This window comes from Nocardioides kongjuensis (assembly GCF_013409625.1).
Taxonomy (GTDB): domain Bacteria; phylum Actinomycetota; class Actinomycetes; order Propionibacteriales; family Nocardioidaceae; genus Nocardioides; species Nocardioides kongjuensis.
In genome coordinates, this window is record NZ_JACCBF010000001.1 from 4,172,075 (window position 1) to 4,197,278 (window position 25,204).

Below are 25,204 nucleotides of genomic sequence, written 5' to 3' on the forward strand. Positions count from 1 at the left end.
CCACCCTCCCGACGGAGCACCCCGCGGTCAGGGGTGGAGCGTCCCGAGCGGTGGTGGTGCCTGCACCACTGCACGTTCCCCTCCGGTCGGTGAGGATGGAGCCGTGCAGCCCGTCCCCATCCGTCGCGTCGGCCCCCTCAAGGTCAGCGGCGTCGCGACCGCGCAGGTGCTGCTGCTCGTGCCCGTGGTCGTGGTCCTCGTCCTCGTCGTGGTGTCCAGCGTGCTCACCGTGGTGTGGGTCGGCATCCTGCTGCTGCTCGCCGTGCTGCCGCTCGGCCGGCTGATCGCGAACGCCCACCGGCGGATGGCGGCCACGGTGCTGGGCGAGCCGGTGCCGGCGCCGTACCTCCCGGTGCCTCCCGGTCCCCTCCTCGGCCTGCGCGCGCGGGCGCTGGACCCGGCGACCTGGCGTGACCTGCTCTGGATGCTCTGGGCGATGACGGGGGGCTTCGTCCTCTCGTTCCTGGTGTTCCTGCTGATGGTCGCGGTCGTGACCCTGCCGCTGTGGTGGTACGCCGCGGTGCCGCTGATGCGGGCCCGCTCCTGGGTGGATCGTGCGATCCTCTCGCCGGGCCGCACCGAGGCGCTCGAGCGGCGGGTCCACGACCTCACCGCGTCCCGTGCCGTCGTCGTCGACCACTCCGCCGCCGAGCTGCGCCGCATCGAGCGCGACCTGCACGACGGCCCGCAGGCCCGGCTCGCGGCGGTGTCGCTGAGCCTGGGCCTGGCCGACGACCTCTTCGATTCGGACCCGGATGCCGCGCGGAAGCTGATCAACGAGGCCCGCGGGACGTCGTCCACCGCGCTCGGCGAGCTGCGCGACGTGGTGCGCGGCATCCACCCGCCGGTGCTCGCGGACCGCGGCCTGACCGGAGCCGTGTCCGCCCTGGCGCTGGACATGGCGGTGCCGGTGGAGCTGGCGCTCGACGTCCCCGACCGGTTGCCGGCGCCCGTCGAGTCGGCCGTCTACTTCGCGGTCGCCGAGTGCCTGGCCAACACGGCGAAGCACGCCCGCGCCAACCAGTCCTGGGTGACGCTGCACCACGACGGGCGGGTGCTGCGGGCCGAGGTCGGCGACGACGGACACGGCGGTGCCGACCTGCGCGGCGGGTCCGGTCTGCCGGGGGTGGCTGCGCGGCTCGCGGCCTTCGACGGCATCCTGTCGGTGTCAAGTCCCGTGGGCGGTCCGACCGTCGTGAGCTGGGAGGTCCCGTGCGCCCCCTCCGCGTAGTCCTCGCCGAGGACCACGCGCTCCTGCGGGCCGGCCTCACCCAGCTGCTCGAGGCCAAGGGCTTCGAGGTGGTGGCCGCCGTCGACAACCTCACCGAGCTCGAGCGCGCGCTCGACGACCCGAGCGCCGAGGCGGCCGTGGTCGACGTACGCATGCCGCCGACGTTCACCGACGAGGGCCTCCGCGCCGCCATCGCCGTCCGCACGCGCCGGCCCGGCTTCCCGGTGCTGGTGCTGTCGCAGTACGTCGAGCAGCTCTACGCCCGTGAGCTCCTGGCCAGCGGCGAGGGCGCGGTCGGGTACCTGCTCAAGGACCGGGTCTCCGACGTCGCCGAGTTCGTCGACGCCCTGCGTCGGGTCGCCGGCGGCGGCACGGTGCTGGACCCGTCGGTGGTCGCCGCCGTCCTCGACCGGCGCAAGGACACCCCCGTCGACCGGCTGACCGAGCGCGAGCGGGAGGTGCTCGCGCTGATGGCCGAGGGCCGCGCCAACGCGGGGATCGCGCAGGCGCTGGTCGTCACCGAGAAGGCCGTGGCCAAGCACATCAACAGCATCTTCGCCAAGCTCGACCTCCCGGCCGACACCGACGACCACCGACGGGTGCGGGCCGTCCTGGAGTGGCTGCGGTTCTGACCCCGCGAGGGGTCAGCCGGTGAGCTGCTCCAGCTCGCCCGCCCAGGGCCTGCCAGCGTCCTCGAGCAGGCGGTCCGCCTGACGGCGGATCGCGGGGATCCGGCTCGGGCGGGCGATCACCAGTCGCAGGGCGAGCTCGGCGACGTCGTCGGGAAGTGACGGGTCGCGCTGGGCGCCCGACCAGCGCACCGCCTGGTTGATGGTGGCGTCGAGGATCTCGATGACGACGTCGGTGCGGGTCCGCACGAAGTCGCCCTCGGCGACACCGCGCTCGATCAGTCTGCGGAGGCTGTCCAGCGCGGCGTGGTAGATCGCGTGCCACTCGGCGAACTCAGGTTCGTCGATGAGCGCGCTGAGGTACAGGCCGCGCAGGTCGTACGCGCTGGTCATCTCCACGAGGATCTCCCGGCGCACACCGTGGTAGAGCTCGACTGCCGCCGGCGCGCCGTCCGGGACCTCACGCTCGCCGCGTAGCCCGGGAGAGCGTTCGTAGTCGTAGGCGTAGAGGGCCTTGGCGATGTCGTGCTTCGACGCGAAGTGGTGGAAGAGCGACGGCTGACGCACGCCGACGACGTCGGCGATCTCCCGGGTGGACGTGCCGTGGAAGCCCTTGGTCGCGAACAGCCGCGCGGCCTCGCGCAGGATCTGCTCGGGCGTGACCTTCGACCTGGCCATGGGCATCCTCCTCCGAGCTCGGTCGGGACGAAGTCTATCGATCGATAGGGAAACTCTGTACAACCGGCGCCCGCGAACCTACAGTGCTCCCGTGCCTATCGATCGATAGGCAAATGTGCGAGGAGAGCAGATGCCCCAGACCGACCAGCTGCCGGCCACCGGCGAGCTCCGTAGCGACGCCGTCAGTGCGCGGCACCTCGTCTTCTTCGTGGTCTCGGCCGCGGCGCCGCTGACCGTGATGGCGGGCTTCGCGCCGCTCGCGTTCCTCGTCGGAGGACAGACCGCGCCGGTCGGGTACCTGGCGGCCGGACTGGTCTACGCCCTGTTCGCCGTCGGCTTCTGCGCGATGTCGCGTCACGTGCGCAACGCCGGCGCCTTCTACGCCTACGTGAGCCGGGGTCTCGGCGCAACCGTCGGCGCGGGCTCCGCGCTCGTCGCTTACGTCGCCTACACCCTCGGCGAGATCGGCTTCTGTGCCGCGGCCGGACTGTTCGCCTCGGTCACCCTCGACGACCTGGCCGGCATCCATCTCTCGTGGGGCGTGTGTGCGGTGGTCCTCGGCGTGATCGTCTCGGTCGTCGCCTACTGCCGCGTCGACGTCGGCGCCCGCGTGCTCGCCCTCCTCCTGGCCGGCGAGCTCGGGCTCCTCGTGGCGCTGTCGGTTGCGGTGCTCGCCAAGGGCACGCCGGAGGGGCTCACCCTCGCCGGTTTCGGCCCGTCCGGGTGGGACGCCAGCGTGCTCGGCTCGCTGTTCGTGATCACCTTCGTCGTCTACATCGGCTTCGAGCAGACCGCGGTGTACGCCGAGGAGGCACGCGACCCGCGCCGGACGGTGCCCCGGGCGACGTACATCGCCGTCGCGCTGCTGGCCGTCACCTACACCTTCGTCTCGTGGGTGCTGCTGATGGCGATCGGTCCCGGCGCGCTCGGCGCCGCGCTCACGGGTGACCCGTCGCAGCTGGTGTTCGCGGTGAACCAGACCTACCTCGGCGCCTTCATGACCGACGTGATGCAGGTCCTCATCGTCACCAGCTTCGTCGCGGGCGTGCTCGCCCTGCACAACGCAGGCGCGCGCTACCTGTTCGCGCTCGGCCGCGACCGGCTCCTGCCCGCAGCCCTGGGCACGACCGGCGCCAACAGCAGCCCGTCACGCGCCGTCCTCGTGCAGTCCGTGATCGTGGTGGTGGCGCTGGCAGGATTCGGGCTCTCCGACCTCGACCCCTACACGCAGGTGGTGATCTGGACCAACACCCCGACCTTGGTCGGCGTGCTCCTCCTGCAGATCCTCACCTCGGTGGCGGTGATCCGGTTCTTCGCCCGCAACCAGACCGACGAGAGCCTCTGGCAGCGGCTGGTCGCCCCGGCGCTGGCGACCGTCGCACTCGCCGTCGTGCTCTACCTCGTCTGCTCCAAGATGGGCCTGCTCACGGGCCTCGGCGCCCGTGACAACCTGCTCATCAACCTGCCGCTCGCCGTGGCGTTCGTCGCTGGCCTCGCCCGGGGGGCGGTGGCGGCACGATGAGTGCTGCGCGCTATGCCTGGTCCATCCCCGGCTTCCCGGTCGAGCGCCCCGGCGCCGACCCGACGACACCGGAGATCTGGTGCTACGCCGACCGCTACAGCTACCTGCCCGGCGAGGAGGTGGCGCTGAGCGTCCACACCACCGCGGCGTCGTACGACGTCCGGGTGGTGCGCGACGGCGCCGACCCGGTCGGCGTGTGGTCGGCCTCCGGACTTCCGGGGGTCGCGCACCGGACGCCGAGGGACGCCTACGCGGTCGGCTGCGACTGGCCGGTCTCCGTGCGGATCCCGGTCGATCCGCAGTGGCGGAGCGGCTTCTACCTGGTCGTGGTCGGCATCGACGTCGACGGCCGGCGTCACGAGCGCGAGGGCTTCTTCGTCGTCCGCGCGTCGCGTCCTGCCTCCGACGTCGCCCTCGTGCTGACCACCGGCACCCTCGCTGCCTACAATGACTGGGGCGGCGCCAACCACTACCGCGGGCTCGGCGCCGACCCGTACACCGACATCCCCGCCCCCGTGCTGTCCAGCCGTCGTCCGGTCGCCCGCGGCATGCTGCGACTGCCCGACGGCGCCCCCCGCAACGCCAACCCGGAGACGCCGGGTCCGGGCTACCGTCCCCGCCACCCGACGTACGAGTGGGCGATCACCCACGGCTACTCCCGTCACCACAGCGATGCCTTCTGGGCGACGTACGAACGCCCGTTCGTGGTGTGGGCCGAGCAGAACGGCTACCAGCTCGACCACCTCACCCAGCAGGACCTGCACGACGACCCGTCGGCCCTGGACGGCTACCGGTGCGCGGTGCTCGTCGGTCACGACGAGTACTGGACCTGGGAGATGCGCGACGTGGTCGACCGGTTCACCGACCGAGGCGGCAACGTCGCGCGCTTCGCGGGGAACTACATCTGGCAGGTCCGGCTGGACGCCGACGGCCGGCAGACCTGCTACAAGGACCCGAACCTCGACCCGCTGCTGGCGACCGATCCGACCCGCGTGACGACGACCTGGGACGCGCCGTTCATCGGTCGGCCGGCAACGCACACCATGGGCCTCACCGGTCTCAGCGGTGCCTATGCGAGGTACGGCTCGACGACACCCCGCGGCAGCGGCGGCTACACCGTGTACCGACCCGAGCACTGGGCACTGGCGGACACCGACCTCTACTACGGCGACGTCTTCGGCGCCGCTCCGGTCTGCGTGGCCGCCTTCGAGGTGGACGGCGTCGACTACACCTTCCGGCACGGCCTGCCCTACGCGACCGGCACCGACGGTGCCCCGGCCGACCTCGAGATCGTCGCGATGACACCGGCCGTCCTCGGAGAGACCGATCGCTGGGCCGGCGAGGTCCCCATCGGCGCGCCGATCGCCGAGGTGCAGGACCTCCTCCGCGCGGTCTGGGGTGACGACGTCCCGGAGCGGTTCAGCACCGGGTACGGCGCCGGCATGGTCGCCACCTTCCGCCGCGGCGCCGGCGAGGTCTTCAACGCCGGGACGACCGAGTGGGTCAGCGGCCTGATCCACCACGACCCCTTCACCGAGCAGATCACCCACAACGTGCTGCGCCGCTTCACCGGGCAGCAGGAGGACCGATGAACCACCACAAGTCCCTCACCGACGTCCACACGATCGAGGTCGGGACCGGCTCGGCCGTCGTACCGGAGTGGGACCCGGGCACCGCGTCACCCGACTGGGAGGAGACCGAGTGGCGCACCTTCGGCACCGACGAGTCGCGAGCCTTCGGCGGCGCCTGGGAGGGACGGCCCGGGAGCCTGCGGCTCGACGACTACCCGTACGACGAGGTCTGCGTCATGCTCACCGGCGTCGTCGCCCTCGTCGACACGCACGGTGCGCGCCGGGAGTTCCGGGCGGGGGAGGCGTTCTTCGTGCCCAAGGGGTTCTCGGGCACGTGGGAGACCGTGGAGCCGTCCACCAAGGTGTTCGTGGCGCTGCCGTAGATACTCGTCCCATGAACCCGGTCGACATCGCCGAGCCGTTGCGGTCCCGCTGGAGCCCGAGCGTCTTCGACGCCGAGCACCGGCTCACCAACGCGGAGACCACCCGGCTGCTCGAGGCGGCGCAGTGGGCACCGAGCTCGGGCAACCGGCAGCCGTGGCGGTACGTCGTCGCGCCGCGCGGCAGCGTGCAGCACGCCGCGTTCGTGCCGCACCTGAGCCGCGGCAACTCCGGCTGGGTGCCGCGGGCCTCGCTCGTGCTGCTGTCCGTGGTCGAGCTGGGACAGGACGGGGTCGAGCTGAGCGACGTCCTGATCCCGACCCACGACGTCGGGCAGGCCTCGGCCCACATCACGCTGCAGGCGCAGGCGATGGGGCTCAACGCCCATCAGTTCGGGGGATTCGACCACGACGGGGCGGCAGCGGCGCTCGGGATCCCCGACACCGCGCGCCTGCTGGCGGGCATCGCGATCGGCGTTCGCGGCAACCCTGCCGAGGTGTCCGAGCGCGACGCGGAGCGGGACCACCGCGAGAGGCACCGCCGCCCGCTCGCCGAGACGGCGTTCGGCGCCTGGGGTGAGGCCTGGGCCGGTCTGGCCCCCTCCGGCCCGACCGTCGCCGAGCGCGCCTGACGTGACCGACGGGACCGAGGGCGAGGGCCGGCGTGGCGGCGTGCTGGTCGCCCTCGTGGTCGTCGCGCTGCTGGTGAACCTCCCGCTCGCGCACCTGACCTGGCAGCGCTGGGAGCTGTCGCGCGACGGCGTCGAGGTCACCGGCGACGTCACTGCGACGAACGTGCTGCGGGAGACGACGGACCCGCACTACGTCGTACGGTTCCGGCTGCCCGAGGACGTCGACCCGGGGCGTCGTACCTGGCCCGCCGAGGTCGACCACGCCACCTGGCGATCCGCCGAGGACAGCGGCGAGATCGGCGTGCGGGTGCTGCCGGACGAGCCGTCGGTCCAGCGGGTCGACGGAGCCCGCTCCTCGGCACTGGGCTACGTCGTCATCGGCGGGGTCGACCTGATCGTGCTCCTGCTGGGGCTGCTGCTGTGGCGCCAGCGTCGCGCCACGCGTGCCACACTGCCTGCATGACCTCCCTCCACGACTTCAAGGCCACCGCGATCGACGGCCAGGAGACCGACCTGGCGTCGTACGACGGCACCGTGGTCCTCGTCGTCAACACGGCCTCGAAGTGCGGGCTGACCCCGCAGTTCCAGGGCCTGCAGGAGCTGTACGACCAGTACGGCGACCGCGGCTTCACGATCCTCGGCTTCCCCTGCGACCAGTTCGCCCACCAGGAGCCCGGTACCGAGGAGGAGATCGCCGAGTTCTGCCAGCGCAACTACGGCGTCTCGTTCCCGATGTTCGCGAAGATCGACGTGAACGGGAAGGACGCCCACCCGCTCTACCAGTGGCTGAAGAAGGAGCAGGGCGGCCTGATCGGCGGTGCCATCAAGTGGAACTTCACGAAGTTCCTCGTCGGCCGCGACGGTGCGGTCCTCGAGCGCTACGCGCCGACCACCGAGCCGGCCAAGCTCGCCGACGACATCGAGAAGGCGCTCGCCTGATCCCCGACCCGGCAGAAACTGGCTCCTGGTTCACGCCGACCCGGCACGAGCTGGCTGAGAAGAGCAGCTGACCCGGCAGGAACTTCCTGCCGGGTCAGCGCCATTTCCGGGCCATTGCGGGCCGGGTCGATCAGACCCCTGCCAGCTCCTTGTCCGTGACGTGCACCGGGGCGGAGTCGCGCTCGAGGGACTCGCCCTCGACGTCGACGTTCGGCAGGACCCGGTCGAGCCACGTCGGCAGCCACCAGGCCTTCTCGCCGAGGAGGTAGAGCACCGACGGGATCAGGACCATCCGGACCACGAAGGCGTCGAACACGATCGAGACGGCCAGGGCGAAGCCCATCGACTTCACGACGGCGGTGTCCTCGAGGATGAAGCCGGAGAACACGGCGATCATGATCGTCGCGGCGGCGGTGACCACCCGGGCGCTGTTGCGGAAGCCGTCGACGACGGCCTCGTGGGTCGGCAGCCCGTGGACGTGGGCCTCCCGCATCCGGGTGACCAGGAAGACCTGGTAGTCCATCGCGAGTCCGAACACCACGCCGATCAGGAAAATCGGCATGAAGCTCACGATCGGCTGGCCCTCGAACAGGCCGAACGCGCCCTCCTGGAACACCGCGACCGTCGCACCCAGCGTGGCCAGCACCGAGAGCAGGAAGCCCAGGGTCGCGGTCAGCGGGATCAGGATCGAGCGGAACACCAGCACCAGCAGCACGAACGCCAGGCCGATGACGACGGCGAGGTAGATCGGCAGCGCGCTGTTGAGGCGGTCCGACACGTCGGTGGTGATCGCGGTGAGGCCGGTGACGCCGACGACGGTGTCGGTCTGCGCCTCGATCCCGGCCTGCCCGTCGCGCAGGGCCTCCAGCAGGTCCAGCGTCTCCGGCTCGTCCGGCCCGGAGGACGGGACGATCTGGATCATCGCGCCGGTACCGGTCCCGACCGGGGCACCGTCCGCGCCACGCTCGGCGTTGGTGGCGACCAGGTCGGCGCTGGCGACGTCGTCCTGGCTCCCGGCCCACTCGACCACCCGGTCGAACGCAGCCTGGCGCTGGTCGTCGTTCGCGATCTTGCGGCCGTCGACGACGACGAGCAGCGGGCCCTCACGACCGGGGCCGAACGCGTCGGTCATCAGGTCCGACGCCTTGCGCTGCGTCGTGTCGGTCGGCGAGGTGCTGTCGGTGGGGAACGCGAGGTACATCTGCGAGATCGGCGCGGCCAGCGCACCGAGCAGGACGACGACACCGAGGGCCCAGGCGACGGGAGCCTTCGCGAGGACCCGCGCCCAGCGCACGCCGTTGTTGTGGACCCGGCCGTGCTCGTCGCGCTTCGGGTTGTACTTGCGCACCTGTCCCGCGAAGGACTTCGACTTGGTCAGCCCGAGCAGGGCGGGCAGCAGGGTCAGCGCGACCAGGACCGCGACGAACACGGTGGCGGCCGCGGCGAGGCCCATGGCGGTCAGGAACGGGATCCGTACGACGGCCAGCGCCGACAGTGCGATGAGCACCGTGAGGCCCGCGAAGACGACCGCGCTGCCCGCCGTACCGACGGCGATGCCGGCCGCGTGGGCGCGGTCCTTCGTGTGGTGCAGCTCGGTGCGGTAGCGCGCGAGGATGAACAGCGTGTAGTCGATGCCGACAGCGAGGCCGATCATCGTGGCCAGCATCGGGGTGCTGGAGCCGATGTCCATCAGGGCGGTCATGGCGGTGATCCCGGTCATGCCGAGGCCCACGCCGAACACCGCGTTCAGCAGCGGCATCCCGGCGGCCATCAGCGAGCCGAAGGTGAGCACCAGGACGACCAGGGCGATGCCGAGTCCGATCAGCTCGGACGAGCCGCCCGGCGGCTCCATCACGGCCATGCCGGGACCGTTGGCCTCCGCGACCAGGCCGGTCGCGTCGGTCGTGTCGGCCAGCAGGTCCTCGAGGTCGTCGATCGTGGTGACCTTCAAATCAGACGGCGAGTCGACGTCCCACTCGAAGGACATGGTGCCGATCCGGCCGTCCTCGGACAGGGTCGAGAACGCGGCGGGCATGCCCTCGGGCGCGGGCGCCGGGGCGACCAGGCCGGGGTTCTCGTTGCCGGTCTGCGGCAGGGTCGGTACGCCGTCGATCAGCTGCTGGATCGCGGCCTGGTACTCCGGCTCGGCCAGGGTGTGGCCCTTCGGTGCGGCCACGACGAGGTTGACCGACGCGTCGTCGAAGGCGTCGCCGGACTCGGGGAACAGCTCCTGCTGGATGTCGGCGGCCTTCTCCGAGGGGATCCCCGGGATGGAGAAGGCATCGGTCATCGGCTTGGAGAAGGCAGCGGCGAGGCTGCCGAGGACGACGGCGACGAGCAGCCATCCGGCGATGAAGAACGGCCACCGCCGGTAGGCGGTCGAGCCGAGGCGGTAGAGCAGGCGGGCCATGTGGGGTCTCCTGTGGGCCTGGTTGGGCGTGCTGGGGAAGGTGATCAGCCGAGCGCCGCGCGGGCGTCGGCCACGGAGTTGTCGAAGTGCTGGGCGAAGGTGAGGCTGGCGTCGGCGGCGGTGCGTTCGAGGGCGTCGTCGAAGAACGTGATGAGCAGGCGCAGGATCACGCGCACCTTCTCGCTCGCGAAGTCCGCGCCCTCGCGCTGGCGGATGCAGTCACCCAGCAGCGCCGCCGCGGACTCGAACCGCTGGTGCACGAGCTGGATCAGCCGCGGGTCGTTCATCACGGCGTCGCGCACCGCGGCCATGTGCTGGTCGGAGTCGGCCTTCTCGCGGGTGGCCTCGTGAGCCATCACGATCAGGTCGTCGAACAGCCGTCCGGTCGGGCCGCCCCCGACGAACGTCGCGACGAGCTCCTCGTCGACGTCCGGCTCGGGGCCGAGCACGACCTCGGCCTTGCCGTCGAAGTAGTTGAAGACCGTCCGTCGCGACACGTCGGCCGCGGCCGCCAGGTCGTCGATGGTCCAGCCGTCGAAGCCGTGGTCGAGCGTCAGCCGTACGGCGCACTGCTGCAGGCGCAGCGCGGTCTGGTACCGCTTCGCCTCGCGTCTGTTGCACAGTTCGGTCATGAGTGCATCTTTGCACTTAAGTTGAGAAGAGTGCAACTTTGTGACGGTGGTCACTCGTCCCGAAGCCGAGTTTCCGGGCCCTCCCCGTGGATACGATCCAGAGCCCGTCCCCCGTTCCCGGAGCACTCGTTGACCGTCTTCCTCGTCCTCGGCATCGCCGGGCTCGTCCTGCTCGCGCTGTCCCTGGTCGTCGGCGACCTGCTCGACGGTGCCTTCAACGCACTCGAGGCCGACTGGATCTCCTCCGCGGTGATCGGCGGCTTCGTGTCCGCCTTCGGCTTCGGCGGCGCGGCGAGTGACGGCGCCGGCCTCCCGGTCGTCGCGTCGCTGGCCATCGGTGGCGGTTGCGGTGTGGTGGTCGGCTGGTTCGCGTGGTGGCTGACCCGCCTGCTCAAGGACAGTCCCAGCGACGGCACGGTCTCGATCGGCGACAGCGTCGGCCTGGTCGCGAAGGTCGTCACCGACATCCCCGGTGACGGGTACGGCGTCGTGCGGGTCGTCGTCGGCGGCCACCCGATGCGCCTCAACGCCAGCGCCCACCGGCCCATCGAGGCAGGAGCCGAGGTCAACGTGACCGCCGTGCTCTCGCCCACCGCGGTCAGCGTCACCGAGGTCTGGCCGTCCTGACCGGGCGCCGACCTCCTCTCCCCAGGCTTCCTCTGCTCACAACCCTCGGAAAGAACGGAATGCGATGAACACCGCCGTCCTGGTGCCGATCGCCGGCATCGTCGTCCTGCTGGTCCTCCTGGTGCTGCTGGTCACCAGCCGCTACAAGGTGGCCGGTCCCAACCAGGCCTTCATCATCACCGGCCGCAAGGGCAAGGCGGTGATCAACCCGGAGACCGGTGAGCTGACCACCGACCTGTCCGGCCAGAAGGTCGTGCTCGGCGGCGGCGTCTTCGTGATCCCGTTCGTGCAGAAGCAGGCCACCATGGACCTGTCGAGCCGCCGGATCTCGGTGCAGATCCGCGGTGCCGTCTCCGGCCAGGGCATCAAGCTCAACCTCGACGGCGTCGCGATCGTCAAGGTCGGCGGCAACGCCGACCAGATCCGGCTCGCCGCGCAGCGCTTCCTCTCGCAGCAGGCCGACATCGAGCCGTTCACCCAGGAGGTGCTCGCCGGTGCGCTGCGCTCGATCGTCGGTGGTCTGACCGTCGAGCAGATCATCCGCGACCGGGCGGCGTTCGCCCAGCGTGTCGCCGACGAGTCCGAGGCCTCGCTGACCGGCCAGGGCCTGATCCTCGACGCCTTCCAGATCCAGGACGTCACCGACGACGGCACCTACCTGGCCGACCTCGGTCGGCCCGAGGCCGCCCGGATCCAGCAGGCCGCGGCCATCGCCGAGGCCAACGCCCGCCAGGCCGCCGAGCAGGCGCAGATCGCCGCGGAGCAGGAGATCGCGATCGCCCAGCGCACGCTGGCGCTCAAGCAGGCCGAGATCAAGGCCGAGACGGACGCCGCGTCCGCCCAGGCCGCCGCGTCCGGTCCGCTCGCCCAGGCCGAGCGCGACCAGGCGATCTTGTCCGAGCAGGAGAAGGTCGCCGTGCAGCAGGCGGCGCTGACCGAGCGCCAGCTCGAGACCCAGGTCCGCAAGCCGGCCGACGCCGAGCGGTACCGCGTCGAGCAGGAGGCCGAGGGTCGGCGCAACGCCGAGATCGCGGCGGCCGACGCCCGCAAGGCGGCGACCATCGCGGCCGCCCAGGCCAAGGCCGAGGAGACCAAGCTCAGCGGTGAGGCCGAGAAGGCCCGCCGTGCCGCGCTCGCCGAGGCCGAGGCGATCGAGGGTGCCAAGCGCGGTGAGGCCGAGAAGGCCCGTCGTGTCGCGGAGGCCGAGGCGACCCGGGCCGAGGGTGAGGCGCAGGCCGCCGCGACCCTGGCCGTGGGTCAGGCCGAGGCGGAGGCGATGGACAAGCGCGCCGAGGCGTTCGCGCACTACAACGACGCCGCGGTGCTGCAGATGCTGATCGAGGTGCTCCCGCAGATCGCCAAGGAGGTCGCGTCCCCGATCGCCGCGATCGACCAGCTGACCGTGCTCTCGACCGACGGGGCAGGTGCGCTTCCCAAGCAGGTCACCGACAACGTCGCGCAGACCCTGCAGATGCTCAAGACCTCGACCGGTCTCGACCTCGACGCGCTGATCAAGAAGTCGGTCACCAAGGTCGCCGGCGGGACCGACGCCGTCGTCCCGGGCGAGCTGGACGCGACGCCCTCCGCCTGACCGTCGACCCGGCAGGAACTGGCTCGTCGATGCTGTCGACCCGGCAGGAACTGGCCCGCAACAGGCCACTTTCTGCCGGGTCGGCGCGTTCTCCCAGCTAGTTGCTGCCGGGTCGCAGGGGTGAGACCAGGCCGTGGTCGTAGGCGTAGACGATCGCGGCCGGGCGGTCCCGCAGGCCGAGCTTGGTGAAGATCCGCCCGACGTGGCTCTTCACCGTCAGCTCGGAGATGACCAGCTCGGCCGCGATCTCGCCGTTGCTGCGGCCGACCGCCATGGCTCGGAGCACCTCGAGCTCGCGGGCGGTCAGCGGGTCCACGCCGTCGGAGGCCCGGCCCACCGGGACGGGCGCGAAGGTCCGGAACCGGTCGAGGACCCGCCCGGTGACGGCCGGGTCCAGCCAGCTGCCGCCCTCGGCGACCGTGCGGACCGCACGGATCAGGTCGTCGGCCGAGGAGTCCTTGAGCAGGAAGCCGGCGGCGCCGGCGCGCAGCGCGCCGGACAGCATCTCGTCGTCGTCGAAGGTCGTCAGCACCAGCACGGGCGGGCCGTCGGCCGCGACCACCGCGCGGGTCGCGGTGATCCCGTCGACGGCGCGCATCCGCAGGTCCATCACGAGCACGTCGACCCCGTCCGCGCCGAGGCTCGACAAGGTGGCAGGCACGTCGCCCCCGTCGGCGCACTCGGCGACGATCTCGAAGCCGTCGCGCCGGCGCAGGATCCGGCGCAGGCCGGAGCGCACCAGCTCCTGGTCGTCGACCAGGACGACCTTCACCGCCGCTTCGCTCACGCTGTCTCCATCCTTCCGAGGGTCCGCCCGCAGGGCAGCTCGAGGCCGGGTCGCCCCGACCCCAGCCGTACGTCGACCACCCAGTCGCCGCCCGCCGGACCGGCGTCGAGCCGGGCACCGAGCTGGGCTGCGCGGGCCTGCATCCCGGCCAGCCCCGAGCCGAGTCCGTCGGGCCGCGGCCGGCCGGTGGGCAGCGGGTTCGAGACCTGCAGTCGTGCGCGGGCGCCGGTCACGGAGAGCCGCACCCGCACCGGGGCCTCGCCGCCGGCGTGCTTGACGACGTTGGCCAGCGACTCCTGGGCGATCCGGTACAGGCCCAGCCCGGCGGCGTCCGGCAGCGTCGAGGGGTCGCCCTGCTCGTCGTACTCCACCGCGAGGCCGGCGTCGGCCATCTCCCGCACCAGGGCGGCGATGTCAGCGGCGCCGGGGAGGGCGTGGCGCTCGGAGGTGCCGTCGGCCAGCGCGCTCACCGCACGGCGGATGTCGGCCATCGCCCGCCGCCCGACCTGCTCCGCGTCGGCGAGTGCGGCGTCCACCTCGGCGACGGCATCGGCGGTCTCGTCCGCGCTGGCGGCCTCGCCGACGTCGCGGAGCGCGCGGCGGGCGCCGGTGACCTGCAGCAGCGAGATGCTCAGCGAGTGCGCGACCAGGTCGTGGATCTCGCGGGCGATGCGCTCGCGCTCGGCCGTGGTCGCACGGTCCCATGCCTGCTCACGGGCCTTGCGCTCGGCGATCAGCGCGCGCATCTGCCACAGCAGCATGGCGCCGATGACGAAGCCCAGCAACAGCTCGAAGGTGTAGAGTGGCGCGCCCACGAGTCCGGGGCGGATCGCGGCTCCGACCAGCACGAGCTGACCGATCGCCGCGACCGACAGGCCCTCGCGCAGCCCGTCGCGGGCGGTGATCTCGGCCGTCGCGAGACCCAGCAGGACGGGGGCCAGGTCGAGGACGCCGTCGGGGGGACGGGACAGCAGCAGCGCGGCCGCGAGCACGCTGCCGGCGCTGTCGGCCCACCACGGCAGCCATCGGTGGGTGGTGAACTGCAGCAGCGGGGAGATCATCACCAGTGGCACGCAGACCAGCAACGGGTCGAGCGGCCAGAGCGCGTCACGCAGCACGAGGGCGACCAGCACCGAGAGCACCTGGCCCAGGTGGGAGGCCAGCGGCACCCACCAGGGGTAGAGGATCTGGTGCCGTTCGAGGTTCGACTCGATCCCGGCGCGCAACCAGCGCAGCATGACAACAGCCTAGGGAGGGCGGCGACCGCGGTCATCCGGCCGCGGGAGGTCGGATGCCTCCTCCCCTGGTAGGACGCCAGGTGCCTGCCGTCGTCCGATGTCCGAGCACCCGTCCCACGCCTACCGTCGAGTCATCCCTCCGAAGACATCCACCCGACAGAGAGGTCGGTGAGGACCATGACCTGGACCCAGACGCACCGTCGCTGGCAGGCACTGCGCGCGATCGAGCAGGACCTGTGGTCCGCCGAGCGGCCCGAGCTCCCCTGGAACGACGAGCTCGCGCAGGTCTTCGGCGACCGCGACGGCCTGCGCGCCGCGCTGCGCTACCGCTGGAGGCTCGCGGTGAGCACCCAGCTCGACACGCACCTGCCCGAGCGCGTCCTCGAGGAGCAGCGCCGGGCCCTCACCGAGCGGGCCCGCGGCGTGCTCGCCGTGCTGGACAACGGCACCGACGAGGAGTTGGGTACGACGCATGCGGTCGCCTGACCTGGCCCGTGCGGTCGACCTCCCGCGCTCCTTCACCGCGTGGGCGCTGGCCCACGGGCTGCAGCGCTCCCTCATCCAGCGCGGCGCCCGCAAGGGCGACCTGATCAGCCGGATGGTGATGGACCCGGCCCTGCGGCTGGACCCCTTCCCGGCGTACGAGGAGCTCCGCGGCCGTGGCGTGATCAGCGCCAACGACCTGATCTCGGCGAGCGTCGACCACGCGGTGTGCAACGAGGTCCTGCGCAGCGACGCGTTCGGCACCGCGGGCGGCCAGGGCGAGCTGCCCAAGCCGCTGCAGTGGCTGCACCACAAGGTGATCGACCCCGACACCCTCGGCCCGGTCGACCCGCCGTCCATGCTGGCGGTCGACCCGCCGCTGCACACCCGCTACCGCAAGCAGGTCGCCCGTGCCTTCACCGCCCGCAAGGTCGGCCGGATGGGCGACCGGGTGAGCGACGTCGCCGGCGACCTGCTCGACGACCTGGCCGGGGTCGAGGACTTCGACCTCGTCGAGCGCTACGCCTCCCAGCTGCCGGTCACCGTGATCGCCGACCTCCTGGGCGTTCCCGAGCACGACCGCGGCCGCCTCCTCGCGCTCGGCAACGAGGCAGCAGTGACCCTCGACCCCGGCCTGTCCTGGCGCCAGTTCCGCCGCGCAGAGGTGGCGCTGCGCGAGATGCACACGTGGTTCCGCGGCCACGTCGAGCGCCTCCGCGAGGACCCCGGCGACGACCTGATCAGCCAGCTGATCCTGCTCGACGGCCCGGACCGCCTCGACCCGGTCGAGCTGCACCAGGTCGGCCTGCTCGTGCTCGCCGCCGGCTTCGAGACGACCGTCAACCTGATCGGCAACGCGGTGGCCATGCTCGACGGGCACCCCGACCAGCTGCGCTTCCTGCAGGAGAACCCCGACGGCTGGGGCAACGCGGTCGACGAGGTGCTGCGCCACCAGTCGCCGGTCCAGCTGACCCTGCGGATCGCGCTGCGGCGCACCGAGGTGGCCGGCAAGGTCTTCGAGCCGGGTCACGGGATCCTGCTCTACCTCGGCGGCGCCAACCGCGACCCCGCGGTGTTCGCCAACCCCGCCGCCTTCGACGTCACCCGGGCCAACGCCGACCAGCACCTCGCGTTCTCGGCCGGCGTGCACTTCTGCCTCGGCGCCAGCCTGGCCCGGCTGGAGGCCGCGGTCGCCCTGAGGGCGCTGTACGAGCGCCACCCCGACCTGCACGTCGCCGGCCGTGCCGAGCGGCGCGGCACCCGGGTGCTGCGCGGCTTCGAGCGGCTGCCGGTGCGGACCACGGCCCGCGTCCCCGGCTAGTTGTGATGTCCAGGGAGGTTGTACCGCCCGGCACCGGTGAGCCTGTCTGACAGACGAAGGCCTCCGGTTGTGAAGTGGAGCTGTCTAGTTCAACGCTTCACTGACCGGAGGCCCTCGTGTCCCACGCTAACGCTGCCCTGACCCCGCGCGCCCGTTTGCGGCTCGCCCAGCTCGTCGTCGACCGCGGCTGGACCTACGCTGCAGCGGCCAAGATGTTCATGGTCGCCCCACGCACCGCGAAGAAGTGGGCCGACCGCTACCGCATCGAAGGCCCGGGCGGGATGGTCGACCGCAGTTCACGACCGAAGACGTGTCCGAACAGGACCAGGCCGGAGGTGGTGCGCCAGATCGTGCGACTGCGATGGCGCCAGCGACTCGGTCCGGTCCAGATCGCCGGCCAGCTCGGCATGCAGGCCTCGACCGTGCACGCCGTGCTCGTCCGCTGCCGGATCAACCGGCTCTCCCACATCGACCGCGTTACCGGGGAGCCGCTGCGACGCTACGAGCATCCGCACCCCGGCTCGCTGATCCACGTCGACGTCACCAAGTTCGGCAACATCCCCGACGGCGGCGGGCACAAGTTCCTCAGCCGCCAACAGAGTCGAGCCAACGGCATCGCGACAGCACTCCGCACAGGCGAACGCGGGAAGCACTATCGACCATTGATCGGGACCGCGTTCGTGCACACCGTCATCGACGACCACTCACGCATCGCCTACGCCGAGATCTGTACCGACGAGAAGGCCGCCACCGCGATCGGCGTCCTACAGCGTGCGGTGGCCTGGTTCGCCGATCACGGCGTCACCATCGAACGAGTCCTATCAGACAACGGCTCGGCCTACCGGTCCTACGCCTGGCGCGACGCGTGCGCTGAGCTCGCCATCAGCCACAAGCGGACCCGGCCCTACCGGCCCCAGACCAACGGGAAGATCGAGCGCTTCCACCGAACCCTCGCCGACGGATGGGCCTACGCCCGGCTCTATGAGTCAACCGAGCAACGCAACGCCGCGCTGCCCGCCTGGCTCCACTTCTACAATCACCACCGCGCCCACTCCGCCATTGGAGGCCGCCCACCGGTCACCCGGCTGACCAACCTCCCCGGACATCACAGCTAGTCCGGCATCGCCGAGAAGTGCTGGTGGTCGACCGGGTCGTGCCACCGCCCGCCCCAGTGCCAGCCGATCGCGTCGAACGCCGCCACCACCGGGTCGCCCTCGCGAACCACACCGGGACGTGCCGTGCTCCGGTCCAGGTAGCGCACCGAGCCGTCGTGGGTGGTGCGCCCGTGCAGCACGTACGGGTTCTCCAGCGGGTCCAGGTCGATCGCCCGGCCGTAGGCGTGGTGCGACCAGATAGAGCTCGACCCGGTCTTCGGCCGGCAGTTGAACGCCGAGGTGTTGTCGGCCTCGATCGAGGCGAAGTCGTCGCCGCCGTACGCCTCGATCGGGCGCATCCGCCGGATCGGGAACCCGAGGTCCCACAGCCGAGCGAAGACCCGGCGTACGTCGGCGACGACGTCGTGGTGCACCACGAGCCGCCCGGTGCGACGTCGCCCCGCGAAGTCGTGGAACGCCAGCCGCACCAGCCGCAGGTCGCTGAGCGGGACCGGGCAGCCGGGGTGCCAGGTGACCCCGCGCATCGCCGCCTGCTCTGCGTCGGTGAGCCGGCGGCTGCTCGAGGTGAAGCCCGTCGGTGCCGGTGTCGCGGTCGGAGCCGGCGTGGCCGGTACGGTCGCGGTGGTGGTCGGAGCAGCCGGCGCGGGCGTGGTGTCGCCCGAACTGGCGGCGCAGCCCGCCGCGAGGAGCGCGGTCGCCGCCAGCAGTGCGCGGCTCAGCACGGTGGCACGGCGGGGTCGTCGGCCGTGGTCCCGGAGAGGTGGAGCATCGCGACCCAGGTGTCGTCGACGGTCCGGGCCCAGCGGTCCGAGCTGCCGCCCAGGGTCTGCGAGGAGACGGTGCCGCCGTGCACCCAGCAGACCACCTGGTGCACCGAGCCGTTCCTCCAGCGCTGGCTCTGCCCCCGGGCGTCGCGCGCCTCGGCGTCGTCGGTGGACGGCCCGGTGCGGACCTGGAGGTAGCAGCTGCCGTCGCCGCAGGTGCCGGCCACCCGGACGTCGACCGCGGCCGGCGCCTCGTCCGCGGTCGGGTCGGACCGGGTCGTCGAGACCCCGCCGACCTCGCCGGTGTCGGCGGTGGTGGCGTGCGACGACGGCGTGGTCGCGGGGTCGGCGCGCGGCTCGTCCCCGCTCGCCCACGGCCGGAGCACGGCCGCTGTCGCGCCCACCACCAGGAGCGCCGCGACGCCCGCGGCGAGGGTGATCAGGCTGGCCCGACGGGCCGGTGCGGGGGCCGGAGCGGGCACGGGAGCAGATGCCGGAACAGGAGGGGGTGGGGTGTCGACCCGGACGGGCAGGGGCGGCGTGGGCGCCGGCAGCTGGGTCGGGAACCCCGCCGGCGGCGCAGGCGGCGCCGTCACCGTCTCGCCGGCGGGGCGGACCGCGAGGCGGCGCACCTGCATCGGCACCTCGGCCAGCACGTGGTCGAGCGCGACTCGCATCGCGTCCACGGACGCGAACCGGTCGGCCGGGTCCTTGGCCATCGCCTGGAGCAGCACCCCGTTGAGGTCCTCGACCCACGGCGCGTCGGCGGCCAGCTGGCGCACCGGTGCCTCGAGGTGCTCGCGGGCGAGGGCGAACTTGGTGCCGGCGTACGGCGTCGCGCCGGTCAGCATCGTCCAGAGCAGGCAACCGAGGGCGTAGACGTCGGTGGTCCGGGTCGCGGGGGCGCCACCGAAGCGCTCCGGGGCCAGGTAGGGGAAGGTGCCGATCACCGCGCCGGTCGCGGTCAGGCCCTGGTCGGGCTCGGTGTCGCGGGCGATGCCGAAGTCGCACAGGTAGGCGAACGGCGCGTCCGCGCTGCCCGTGACGAGCACGTTGCTGGGCTTGATGTCGCGGTGCAGGACGCCCGCGCGGTGGGCGTCGGCGACCCCGGCGGAGATCTGCACGGCGAGCGTCAGCGCGGTGCCGACGGGGAGCGGCCCGTCCTCGAGCCTGCGGGCGAGGTCGGCGCCGGTGACCAGCTGGGTCGCGATGAACAGCGAGCCGTCGACCTCGCCGTGGTCGAGGACCTGGATGATGTGCGGGCTGTCCAGGCGGACCAGCGTGGCGGTCTCGTGGAGGAACCGGGTGCGGTACTCGTCGTTGCCGGCCAGCTCGGGAGCCATCACCTTGAGCGCGACCCGGCGCCCGATCCGGGTGTGCGTGGCGGCGTACACGACGCCCATGCCGCCCCGGCCGAGGACGCCGTCGACCTGGTAGTCGCCGAAGGTCTCGCCCTCGCGCGGGTAGCCCGTCATCACGACCCCCTTCTGCCCGCTCGTCCGGAGCCCCATTCTCCCGCCTGAGTGCCGATCCGGGTGTGACGACCGGCACTTTACAGATCCAGCCCTCTTGTCAAACCACTTTACAAGTCCTACCGTTCTGTCAAACGGCAGAGCTGCCGCAGTGCGAGGAGGCCAGACGATGACCGGACCGACCATCGGTGCGACCGTTCCCGACGGATCCACGGTGCAGTGGAAGGACAAGAAGCGCTACCTGTGGCTGTGGGGCCTGATGGTCCCGGGCTTCGGCGTGCTGTTCGCGCTGGCCTACATCGCGACGGGCGGCTGGTGGGGCTTCACCCTGGTCGCGCCCTTCCTGGTCAACTTCCTGATCCCGATCCTCGACCTGCTGATGGGCACCGACCAGAGCAACCCGCCGGACGAGGTCATCGAGGAGCTCGAGAACGACAAGTACTACCGCTGGGTGGTCTTCGCCTACGTGCCGATGATGTTCGCGCTCGTCTTCGCGGGCTACTACATCATCGGCGAGGGCAACCCGGTCGCCTGGCTGCTCAACCACGTCGGCCTCGGTGACTGGGGCGATGCGCACCTCAGCGCCAACCTGATGGCCGACCACCTCGAGCTGCCGTGGTGGGAGAAGGCGCTGTGGGCCCTGTCGATCGCCGGTGTCGTCGGCATCGGCATCAACACGGCCCACGAGCTCGGCCACAAGAAGGAGTCGCACGAGCGCTGGCTCGCCAAGATCACCCTCGCGCCGACCTTCTACGGCCACTTCTACATCGAGCACAACCGGGGTCACCACGTGCGCGTGGCCACGCCCGAGGACCCGGCGTCCTCCCGCCTCGGCGAGAGCCTGTACCGGTTCTGGCCGCGCACCGTCTGGGGCTCGCTGAAGAGCTCGTGGGAGGTCGAGGCCAAGCGCTACCGCCGCAAGGGCACGCACCCGTTCCACCTCGGCAACGACGTGCTCAACGCCTGGGCCATGTCGGTCGCGCTCTGGGCCGCGGTCATCGCGCTCAACGGCTGGGGCGTCGCGGTCTACATCCCGATCACCGTCGTGTTCGGCTTCTCGCTCCTCGAGGTCGTCAACTACCTCGAGCACTACGGCCTCAAGCGCCAGCGGGTCGGCGAGAAGCAGCGCTACGAGCGGGTGCTGCCGATGCACAGCTGGAACAGCAACAACATCGTCACGAACATCTTCCTCTACCACCTCCAGCGGCACAGCGACCACCACGCCAACCCCACCCGCCGCTACCAGGCGCTGCGCGACTTCAAGGAGTCCCCGGCCCTGCCGACCGGGTACGCCGGCATGATCAACCTCGCGCTGATCCCGCCGCTGTGGCGCAAGGTGATGGACCACCGCGTGGTCGAGCACCTCGACGGCGACGTCACCCTCGCCAACATCGCTCCGGGCAAGGAGGCGAAGTACCTCGCCAAGTTCCCGCCGCCTGCCCTGCACGCGGTCAAGACCGAGGACCTGTTCGCGCAGAGGTTCGTCGGTGAGGTGCTCGCCGCGAAGTGCCCCGGCTGCTCCTACGTCTACGAGGTCGCCGCGGGCGACGAGCACGAGGGCTTCGCCGCCGGCACCGCCTGGTCCGACATCCCGGACGACTGGTGCTGCCCGGACTGCGGTGTCCGCGAGAAGATCGACTTCATCCCGTTCGATCCCGAGAAGGTGCAGGCCTGAGATGAAGATCGTTGCTGACCTCGACAAGTGTGAGGGCCTCGGCATGTGCGAGGCCATGGCCAACGACTACTTCGAGGTGGACGAGGACGAGGACAAGGTCAACGTCCTCGACGACGCCCCGCCGGAGGGCGACCGGGCCCACGTGTACGCCGCGGTGCAGGCGTGCCCGGTGCTCGCCTTGACCCTCGAAGGCTGAGCGAGGGCGCATGTCCCTCCTCGCCGACCGGACCCGCGCGCTGGTCGACCGGGTGGCTACCCTCACGGGGGTGGCCACCCTGACCCTGCGCGACCGTCTGCTCGAGGCGGCCGTCGAGCTCACCACCACCGCCGGCTGGGCGAAGGTGACGATGGCCCGGCTGGCCGACGAGGTCGGAGTCAGCCGGCAGACCGTCTACAACGAGATCGGCACCAAGAACGACCTCGCCGAGGCGATGGTCCTGCGCGAGCTCGACCGCTTCCTGGCCGGGGTGACCCGCTCCTTCGACGAGAACCCCGACGACCTGGTCGCCGCGATCCGCGACTCCGCGCGCCGGGTGCTCAAGTACGCCCAGGACAACGCCCTCCTGCACGCCGTGGTCTCCGCGACCCACGGCGCGGACACCGAGCTGCTGCCGCTGCTGACCACCCACTCGGAGTACCTGCTCGAGGGTGCCAAGCTCGTGGTCGCCGACCGCGTCGCGGCGTACGACGTCGACCTCCCGCCGGACCGTCTGGCCGCCAGCATCGACATGGTCGTGCGCCTGGTCCTCAGCCACGTCATGCAGCCCTCGGCCGATCCCACCCGCACCGGCGACGACATCGCGTGGATCGCCGAACGCGTCCTGCGCTGAACCCGACGTACTACCCTTCGCCTCGGGAGATGCCGGGAGCACCCGGCGGAGGGAAGTGGTCCATGGGGTTGGTGCGACGCGCCCTGACGAGCCGGCCGGTGGTCGGGCTCGCGGGTGGTGCTGCCCTCCTCGCCCTCAGCGCCTGCGGCACGCCGCAGGGTGCGGACAAGGACCCGAAGGCCGACCCGAGCGAGGCCGCGGCCAGCACGTCCGCCACCGCGAAGGCCGACCCGACCACCCCGGTGGCCGACCCGGCGCACGCGGTGGCGCCGCCCGGGCCCTTCGACGGCAAGCAGTACGGCGACGACCTGCTGCTGGTCTCGCAGGACTCGCTCTCCGAGGACGACCTGGCCACCATCACCGGCGTGACGGTGCGCGGCAAGAAGGGCGTCGCGGCCTACACCCAGCTCTCCTACGGCCAGTTCTCGGTGGAGAACAAGCTCTTCAACATCGCGGCCGTCGACCCGGGTGACTACCGACGTTTCACGGGGAACGGCTCGGCGACCTTCCAGGAGCAGTGGGACCGGATCGCCGGCGGCGAGGTCGCGATCCCCAAGACCCTCGAGAAGGACCTGGTCCCCGACAGCGAGGGCTACCTCGCGGTCGACGAGGAGAAGATTCACATCGGCGCGCTGTTCCCGGGCGGGGTCGACGGCGTCGACGCGGTCGTCAACACCAAGTGGGGCCAGGCGCTCGGCCTGCCCGAGGACAACGCGGTGCTGATCAACACCGGCCTCTCCTCGCCGCAGGTGGTGCGCAAGAAGATCGAGAACGCCTTCGGCAAGGACCGGTTCTCGATCAGCGCGCTCGACATCGTCGCCCAGAGCGGCATCGACCCCGGGACCTACCAGCAGGCGATCCCGGTCGGCGCGTTCAGCGACGCGGTCGGCGTCTTCCGCTACACGCCGATCGGTGGCGGCCGGATCGCGCCCGACCCCGCCTGGGTGAAGGCGCACATCGTGACCGAGGTGGTCCCGATCCTCGGGTCGGTGACCTGCAACAAGTACCTGATGCCCCAGCTCAAGGCGGCGCTCGCGGAGATCGTCACCAGCAAGCTGGCCGACAAGATCCACCCCGGCGAGTACGCCGGCTGCTACTACCCGCGCTTCATCGCCGGCTCCACCCAGCTCTCCAACCACTCCTTCGGCCTGGCGCTCGACCTCAACGTGCCGGGCAACCAGCGCGGCACCGTCGGCCAGATGGACCGGGTCGTCGTCGCGATCTTCAAGAAGTGGGGCTTCGCGTGGGGCGGCGACTGGGCCTACACCGACCCCATGCACTTCGAGCTGGCGCGGATCGTCAACCCCGGCTGACGGCTACTGGACGATAGCCGATCGTGACACCACTGCTGTCACGATCCGTGCCATGATGCGCGCATGACGTTCGCGCTGGGTCAGGGAACCGGTCCGCTCAAGGGCCTCAAGGTCGTCGAGATCGCCGGCATCGGGCCGAGTCCGCACGCCTGCATGATCCTGGCCGACCTGGGCGCCGACGTGATCCGGGTGGAGCGCCCGGGCGGGCAGATGCTGACCGGCGGCTCGCACGACCTGCTCAACCGCGGCCGCCCGAGCGTCGCGCTGAACCTCAAGGACCCCGAGGCGGTCGCGACCGTGCTCGACCTGGTCGAGCAGGCCGACGTGCTCGTCGAGGGCATGCGCCCGGGCGTCGCCGAGCGGCTCGGCTTCGGGCCCGAGGAGTGTCACGCCCGCAACCCGCGGCTGGTCTACGGCCGGATGACCGGCTGGGGCCAGGACGGTCCGTGGTCGCAGGCGGCCGGGCACGACATGAACTACATCGCCATCACCGGCACCCTCCACGGCCTCGGCCAGGTCAAGGACAAGCCCCAGTTCCCCACCAACCTCGTCGGCGACTTCGGCGGCGGGTCGACGTACCTGGTCATCGGCATCCTCGCTGCGGTCCTCGAGGCGAAGGCCTCGGGGCAGGGCCAGGTCGTCGACGCCGCGATCGTCGACGGTACGGCGAACCTCAACGCGATGACCTCCGCCTTCCTCGCCGGTGGCGGCTTCAAGGAGGAGCGGGCGGCCAACCTGCTCGACGGCGGCGCGCCGTACTACGACATCTACGAGACCGCCGACGGCGAGCACATGTCGGTGGGCGCGCTGGAGCCGCAGTTCTACGACCTGTTCGTCGAGCTGCTCGGCATCAAGGACACCGCGCCGGACCGCTGGGACGTCACCAGGACCGACGAGCTGCGCGAGCTGATCACCTCGACCTTCAAGCAGAGGACCCGCGACGAGTGGTGCGCGATCTTCGACGGCACCGACGCCTGCGTGGCGCCGATCCTGCGGATGAGCGAGGCGAAGGACCACCCGCACGTCAAGGGCCGCGAGATCTTCGTCGAGCACGAGGGCATCGTGCAGCCCCAGCCTGCGCCGCGGTTCTCCCGCACGAAGGCGACGCTGTCGCAACCGCCGGCCCCCGGCGCCGGCGCCCACACCCGCGAGGCGCTCGAGGCCTGGGGCGTCAAGGACGTCGACGGGCTGATCGAGCGCGGCGCCGCGGTGCAGATCGAGGGCTGAGCCGGGAGGCCGGCCGGGCGGCGCGACCCCGACGCTGCAACACGTGGTCCGCCCCTCCACCCGCCCGGTGACCACCGCGCAACAGCCCTGCACGGGGCTGCCACAGGGGACATGGGGCGGGTGGAGCAGCGATCAAC

General features: G+C 71.5%; 25 protein-coding genes. 18 read left to right on the forward strand and 7 right to left on the reverse strand.

The annotated features are described in order from the left end of the window. Positions 1–103 precede the first annotated feature (103 nt). Together BJ958_RS20110 and BJ958_RS20115 are read left to right on the forward strand one after the other, a co-directional pair. Positions 104–1,231 carry a sensor domain-containing protein gene (locus tag BJ958_RS20110; RefSeq protein ID WP_218865895.1) on the forward strand — a complete coding sequence of 376 codons (1,128 nt, stop codon included), beginning with the start codon at positions 104–106 and terminating at the stop codon, positions 1,229–1,231. Next, the gene (locus tag BJ958_RS20115) at positions 1,213–1,863 is read left to right on the forward strand and encodes a response regulator (RefSeq protein ID WP_273519873.1); all 651 of its coding nucleotides are present in this window, start codon (positions 1,213–1,215) and stop codon (positions 1,861–1,863) included. Before BJ958_RS20110 ends, BJ958_RS20115 begins: the two co-directional genes overlap by 19 nt. A 12-nt stretch (positions 1,864–1,875) precedes the next feature. On the opposite strand, the gene BJ958_RS28745 is transcribed toward BJ958_RS20115, so the two are convergent. Next, positions 1,876–2,538, reverse strand: a complete 663-nt coding sequence (locus tag BJ958_RS28745) for a TetR/AcrR family transcriptional regulator (protein ID WP_281367195.1) — start codon at positions 2,536–2,538, stop codon at positions 1,876–1,878. A gap of 130 nt (positions 2,539–2,668) precedes the next feature. Here BJ958_RS28745 and BJ958_RS20125 point away from each other — a divergent pair, with 130 nt between their 5' ends. Genes BJ958_RS20125 through BJ958_RS20150 form a run of 6 tightly spaced genes read left to right on the forward strand, consistent with a single transcriptional unit; the run spans position 2,669 to position 7,582 of the window. Further along, positions 2,669–4,060: an APC family permease gene (locus tag BJ958_RS20125; RefSeq protein WP_179728637.1), complete on the forward strand. Its 1,392-nt coding sequence runs from the start codon at positions 2,669–2,671 to the stop codon at positions 4,058–4,060. Continuing rightward, on the forward strand, positions 4,057–5,652 hold the full coding sequence (locus tag BJ958_RS20130; RefSeq protein WP_179728638.1) for a N,N-dimethylformamidase beta subunit family domain-containing protein: 1,596 nt from the start codon (positions 4,057–4,059) through the stop codon (positions 5,650–5,652). The genes BJ958_RS20125 and BJ958_RS20130 overlap by 4 nt, the downstream gene beginning before the upstream one ends. Further along, positions 5,649–6,014, forward strand: a complete 366-nt coding sequence (locus BJ958_RS20135; protein ID WP_179728639.1) for a cupin domain-containing protein — start codon at positions 5,649–5,651, stop codon at positions 6,012–6,014. Before BJ958_RS20130 ends, BJ958_RS20135 begins: the two co-directional genes overlap by 4 nt. Positions 6,015–6,025: 11 nt before the next feature. Next, positions 6,026–6,643 (forward strand): nitroreductase family protein, encoded by a 618-nt coding sequence (locus BJ958_RS20140; RefSeq protein ID WP_179728640.1) that lies wholly within the window; start codon positions 6,026–6,028, stop codon positions 6,641–6,643. A 1-nt stretch (position 6,644) separates the two neighbouring features. Then, on the forward strand, positions 6,645–7,106 hold the full coding sequence (locus tag BJ958_RS20145) for a DUF3592 domain-containing protein (protein WP_179728641.1): 462 nt from the start codon (positions 6,645–6,647) through the stop codon (positions 7,104–7,106). Continuing rightward, entirely contained in the window at positions 7,103–7,582 is a 480-nt protein-coding gene (locus BJ958_RS20150; RefSeq protein WP_179728642.1) for a glutathione peroxidase, read from the forward strand. Before BJ958_RS20145 ends, BJ958_RS20150 begins: the two co-directional genes overlap by 4 nt. Before the next feature lie 130 nt (positions 7,583–7,712). Here BJ958_RS20150 and BJ958_RS20155 read toward each other — a convergent pair whose 3' ends face one another. Both BJ958_RS20155 and BJ958_RS20160 read right to left on the reverse strand, forming a co-directional pair. Further along, complete coding sequence (locus BJ958_RS20155; RefSeq protein ID WP_179728643.1) at positions 7,713–9,992, reverse strand: MMPL family transporter; 2,280 nt, start codon at positions 9,990–9,992, stop codon at positions 7,713–7,715. A 44-nt stretch (positions 9,993–10,036) separates the two neighbouring features. Continuing rightward, positions 10,037–10,624 (reverse strand): TetR/AcrR family transcriptional regulator, encoded by a 588-nt coding sequence (locus tag BJ958_RS20160; RefSeq protein WP_179728644.1) that lies wholly within the window; start codon positions 10,622–10,624, stop codon positions 10,037–10,039. 129 nt (positions 10,625–10,753) lie between these two features. Here BJ958_RS20160 and BJ958_RS20165 point away from each other — a divergent pair, with 129 nt between their 5' ends. Beyond that, positions 10,754–11,251: a hypothetical protein gene (locus tag BJ958_RS20165; RefSeq protein ID WP_179728645.1), complete on the forward strand. Its 498-nt coding sequence runs from the start codon at positions 10,754–10,756 to the stop codon at positions 11,249–11,251. Positions 11,252–11,315: 64 nt separating this feature from the next. Then, positions 11,316–12,842, forward strand: a complete 1,527-nt coding sequence (locus BJ958_RS20170; protein ID WP_179728646.1) for a flotillin family protein — start codon at positions 11,316–11,318, stop codon at positions 12,840–12,842. A gap of 97 nt (positions 12,843–12,939) precedes the next feature. On the opposite strand, the gene BJ958_RS20175 is transcribed toward BJ958_RS20170, so the two are convergent. Both BJ958_RS20175 and BJ958_RS20180 read right to left on the reverse strand, forming a co-directional pair. Next, the gene (locus tag BJ958_RS20175) at positions 12,940–13,629 is read right to left on the reverse strand and encodes a response regulator (RefSeq protein WP_179728647.1); all 690 of its coding nucleotides are present in this window, start codon (positions 13,627–13,629) and stop codon (positions 12,940–12,942) included. Further along, a complete protein-coding gene (locus BJ958_RS20180; RefSeq protein ID WP_218865899.1) occupies positions 13,626–14,867 on the reverse strand; it encodes a sensor histidine kinase in 1,242 nt (413 codons plus the stop codon). Before BJ958_RS20180 ends, BJ958_RS20175 begins: the two co-directional genes overlap by 4 nt. 177 nt (positions 14,868–15,044) lie before the next feature. Here BJ958_RS20180 and BJ958_RS20185 point away from each other — a divergent pair, with 177 nt between their 5' ends. The 3 genes from BJ958_RS20185 to BJ958_RS20195 all read left to right on the forward strand — a co-directional run bounded on the left by BJ958_RS20185 (position 15,045) and on the right by BJ958_RS20195 (position 17,786). Then, positions 15,045–15,353 carry a hypothetical protein gene (locus BJ958_RS20185; protein ID WP_179728648.1) on the forward strand — a complete coding sequence of 103 codons (309 nt, stop codon included), beginning with the start codon at positions 15,045–15,047 and terminating at the stop codon, positions 15,351–15,353. Beyond that, a complete protein-coding gene (locus BJ958_RS20190; protein WP_179728649.1) occupies positions 15,340–16,671 on the forward strand; it encodes a cytochrome P450 in 1,332 nt (443 codons plus the stop codon). The genes BJ958_RS20185 and BJ958_RS20190 overlap by 14 nt, the downstream gene beginning before the upstream one ends. Before the next feature lie 116 nt (positions 16,672–16,787). Next, positions 16,788–17,786 (forward strand): IS481 family transposase, encoded by a 999-nt coding sequence (locus BJ958_RS20195; protein ID WP_179726692.1) that lies wholly within the window; start codon positions 16,788–16,790, stop codon positions 17,784–17,786. Here the strand turns inward: BJ958_RS20195 and BJ958_RS20200 are convergent. Both BJ958_RS20200 and BJ958_RS20205 read right to left on the reverse strand, forming a co-directional pair. Next, entirely contained in the window at positions 17,783–18,508 is a 726-nt protein-coding gene (locus BJ958_RS20200) for a M15 family metallopeptidase (RefSeq protein ID WP_218865900.1), read from the reverse strand. The genes BJ958_RS20195 and BJ958_RS20200 overlap by 4 nt on opposite strands. Further along, entirely contained in the window at positions 18,502–20,025 is a 1,524-nt protein-coding gene (locus BJ958_RS20205; RefSeq protein WP_179728650.1) for a serine/threonine-protein kinase, read from the reverse strand. The genes BJ958_RS20200 and BJ958_RS20205 overlap by 7 nt, the downstream gene beginning before the upstream one ends. A gap of 166 nt (positions 20,026–20,191) precedes the next feature. Here BJ958_RS20205 and BJ958_RS28750 point away from each other — a divergent pair, with 166 nt between their 5' ends. From BJ958_RS28750 to BJ958_RS20230, 5 genes are all read left to right on the forward strand, one after another. Then, positions 20,192–21,697, forward strand: coding sequence for a fatty acid desaturase (locus BJ958_RS28750; RefSeq protein WP_179728651.1), 1,506 nt, complete (start codon positions 20,192–20,194; stop codon positions 21,695–21,697). Between the two features lies 1 nt (position 21,698). Further along, positions 21,699–21,893 carry a ferredoxin gene (locus tag BJ958_RS20215; RefSeq protein ID WP_179728652.1) on the forward strand — a complete coding sequence of 65 codons (195 nt, stop codon included), beginning with the start codon at positions 21,699–21,701 and terminating at the stop codon, positions 21,891–21,893. Positions 21,894–21,903: 10 nt separating this feature from the next. After that, complete coding sequence (locus BJ958_RS20220; RefSeq protein WP_179728653.1) at positions 21,904–22,527, forward strand: TetR/AcrR family transcriptional regulator; 624 nt, start codon at positions 21,904–21,906, stop codon at positions 22,525–22,527. Positions 22,528–22,589: 62 nt separating this feature from the next. Continuing rightward, complete coding sequence (locus BJ958_RS20225) at positions 22,590–23,840, forward strand: M15 family metallopeptidase (RefSeq protein WP_179728654.1); 1,251 nt, start codon at positions 22,590–22,592, stop codon at positions 23,838–23,840. Positions 23,841–23,903: 63 nt separating this feature from the next. After that, positions 23,904–25,067 (forward strand): CaiB/BaiF CoA transferase family protein, encoded by a 1,164-nt coding sequence (locus tag BJ958_RS20230; RefSeq protein ID WP_179728655.1) that lies wholly within the window; start codon positions 23,904–23,906, stop codon positions 25,065–25,067. Positions 25,068–25,204: the final 137 nt, after the last annotated feature.

Coding starts and splice junctions, on each gene's coding strand:
- BJ958_RS28745 (WP_281367195.1), bottom strand. CDS start 2,538: ATGGCCAGGTCGAAGGTCACGCCCGAGCAGATCCTGCGCGAGGCCGCG.
- BJ958_RS20125 (WP_179728637.1), top strand. CDS start 2,669: ATGCCCCAGACCGACCAGCTGCCGGCCACCGGCGAGCTCCGTAGCGAC.
- BJ958_RS20130 (WP_179728638.1), top strand. CDS start 4,057: ATGAGTGCTGCGCGCTATGCCTGGTCCATCCCCGGCTTCCCGGTCGAG.
- BJ958_RS20135 (WP_179728639.1), top strand. CDS start 5,649: ATGAACCACCACAAGTCCCTCACCGACGTCCACACGATCGAGGTCGGG.
- BJ958_RS20140 (WP_179728640.1), top strand. CDS start 6,026: ATGAACCCGGTCGACATCGCCGAGCCGTTGCGGTCCCGCTGGAGCCCG.
- BJ958_RS20150 (WP_179728642.1), top strand. CDS start 7,103: ATGACCTCCCTCCACGACTTCAAGGCCACCGCGATCGACGGCCAGGAG.
- BJ958_RS20155 (WP_179728643.1), bottom strand. CDS start 9,992: ATGGCCCGCCTGCTCTACCGCCTCGGCTCGACCGCCTACCGGCGGTGG.
- BJ958_RS20160 (WP_179728644.1), bottom strand. CDS start 10,624: ATGACCGAACTGTGCAACAGACGCGAGGCGAAGCGGTACCAGACCGCG.
- BJ958_RS20170 (WP_179728646.1), top strand. CDS start 11,316: ATGAACACCGCCGTCCTGGTGCCGATCGCCGGCATCGTCGTCCTGCTG.
- BJ958_RS20180 (WP_218865899.1), bottom strand. CDS start 14,867: ATGCTGCGCTGGTTGCGCGCCGGGATCGAGTCGAACCTCGAACGGCAC.
- BJ958_RS20185 (WP_179728648.1), top strand. CDS start 15,045: ATGACCTGGACCCAGACGCACCGTCGCTGGCAGGCACTGCGCGCGATC.
- BJ958_RS20190 (WP_179728649.1), top strand. CDS start 15,340: ATGCGGTCGCCTGACCTGGCCCGTGCGGTCGACCTCCCGCGCTCCTTC.
- BJ958_RS20205 (WP_179728650.1), bottom strand. CDS start 20,025: ATGACGGGCTACCCGCGCGAGGGCGAGACCTTCGGCGACTACCAGGTC.
- BJ958_RS28750 (WP_179728651.1), top strand. CDS start 20,192: ATGACCGGACCGACCATCGGTGCGACCGTTCCCGACGGATCCACGGTG.
- BJ958_RS20215 (WP_179728652.1), top strand. CDS start 21,699: ATGAAGATCGTTGCTGACCTCGACAAGTGTGAGGGCCTCGGCATGTGC.
- BJ958_RS20220 (WP_179728653.1), top strand. CDS start 21,904: ATGTCCCTCCTCGCCGACCGGACCCGCGCGCTGGTCGACCGGGTGGCT.
- BJ958_RS20225 (WP_179728654.1), top strand. CDS start 22,590: ATGGGGTTGGTGCGACGCGCCCTGACGAGCCGGCCGGTGGTCGGGCTC.
- BJ958_RS20230 (WP_179728655.1), top strand. CDS start 23,904: ATGACGTTCGCGCTGGGTCAGGGAACCGGTCCGCTCAAGGGCCTCAAG.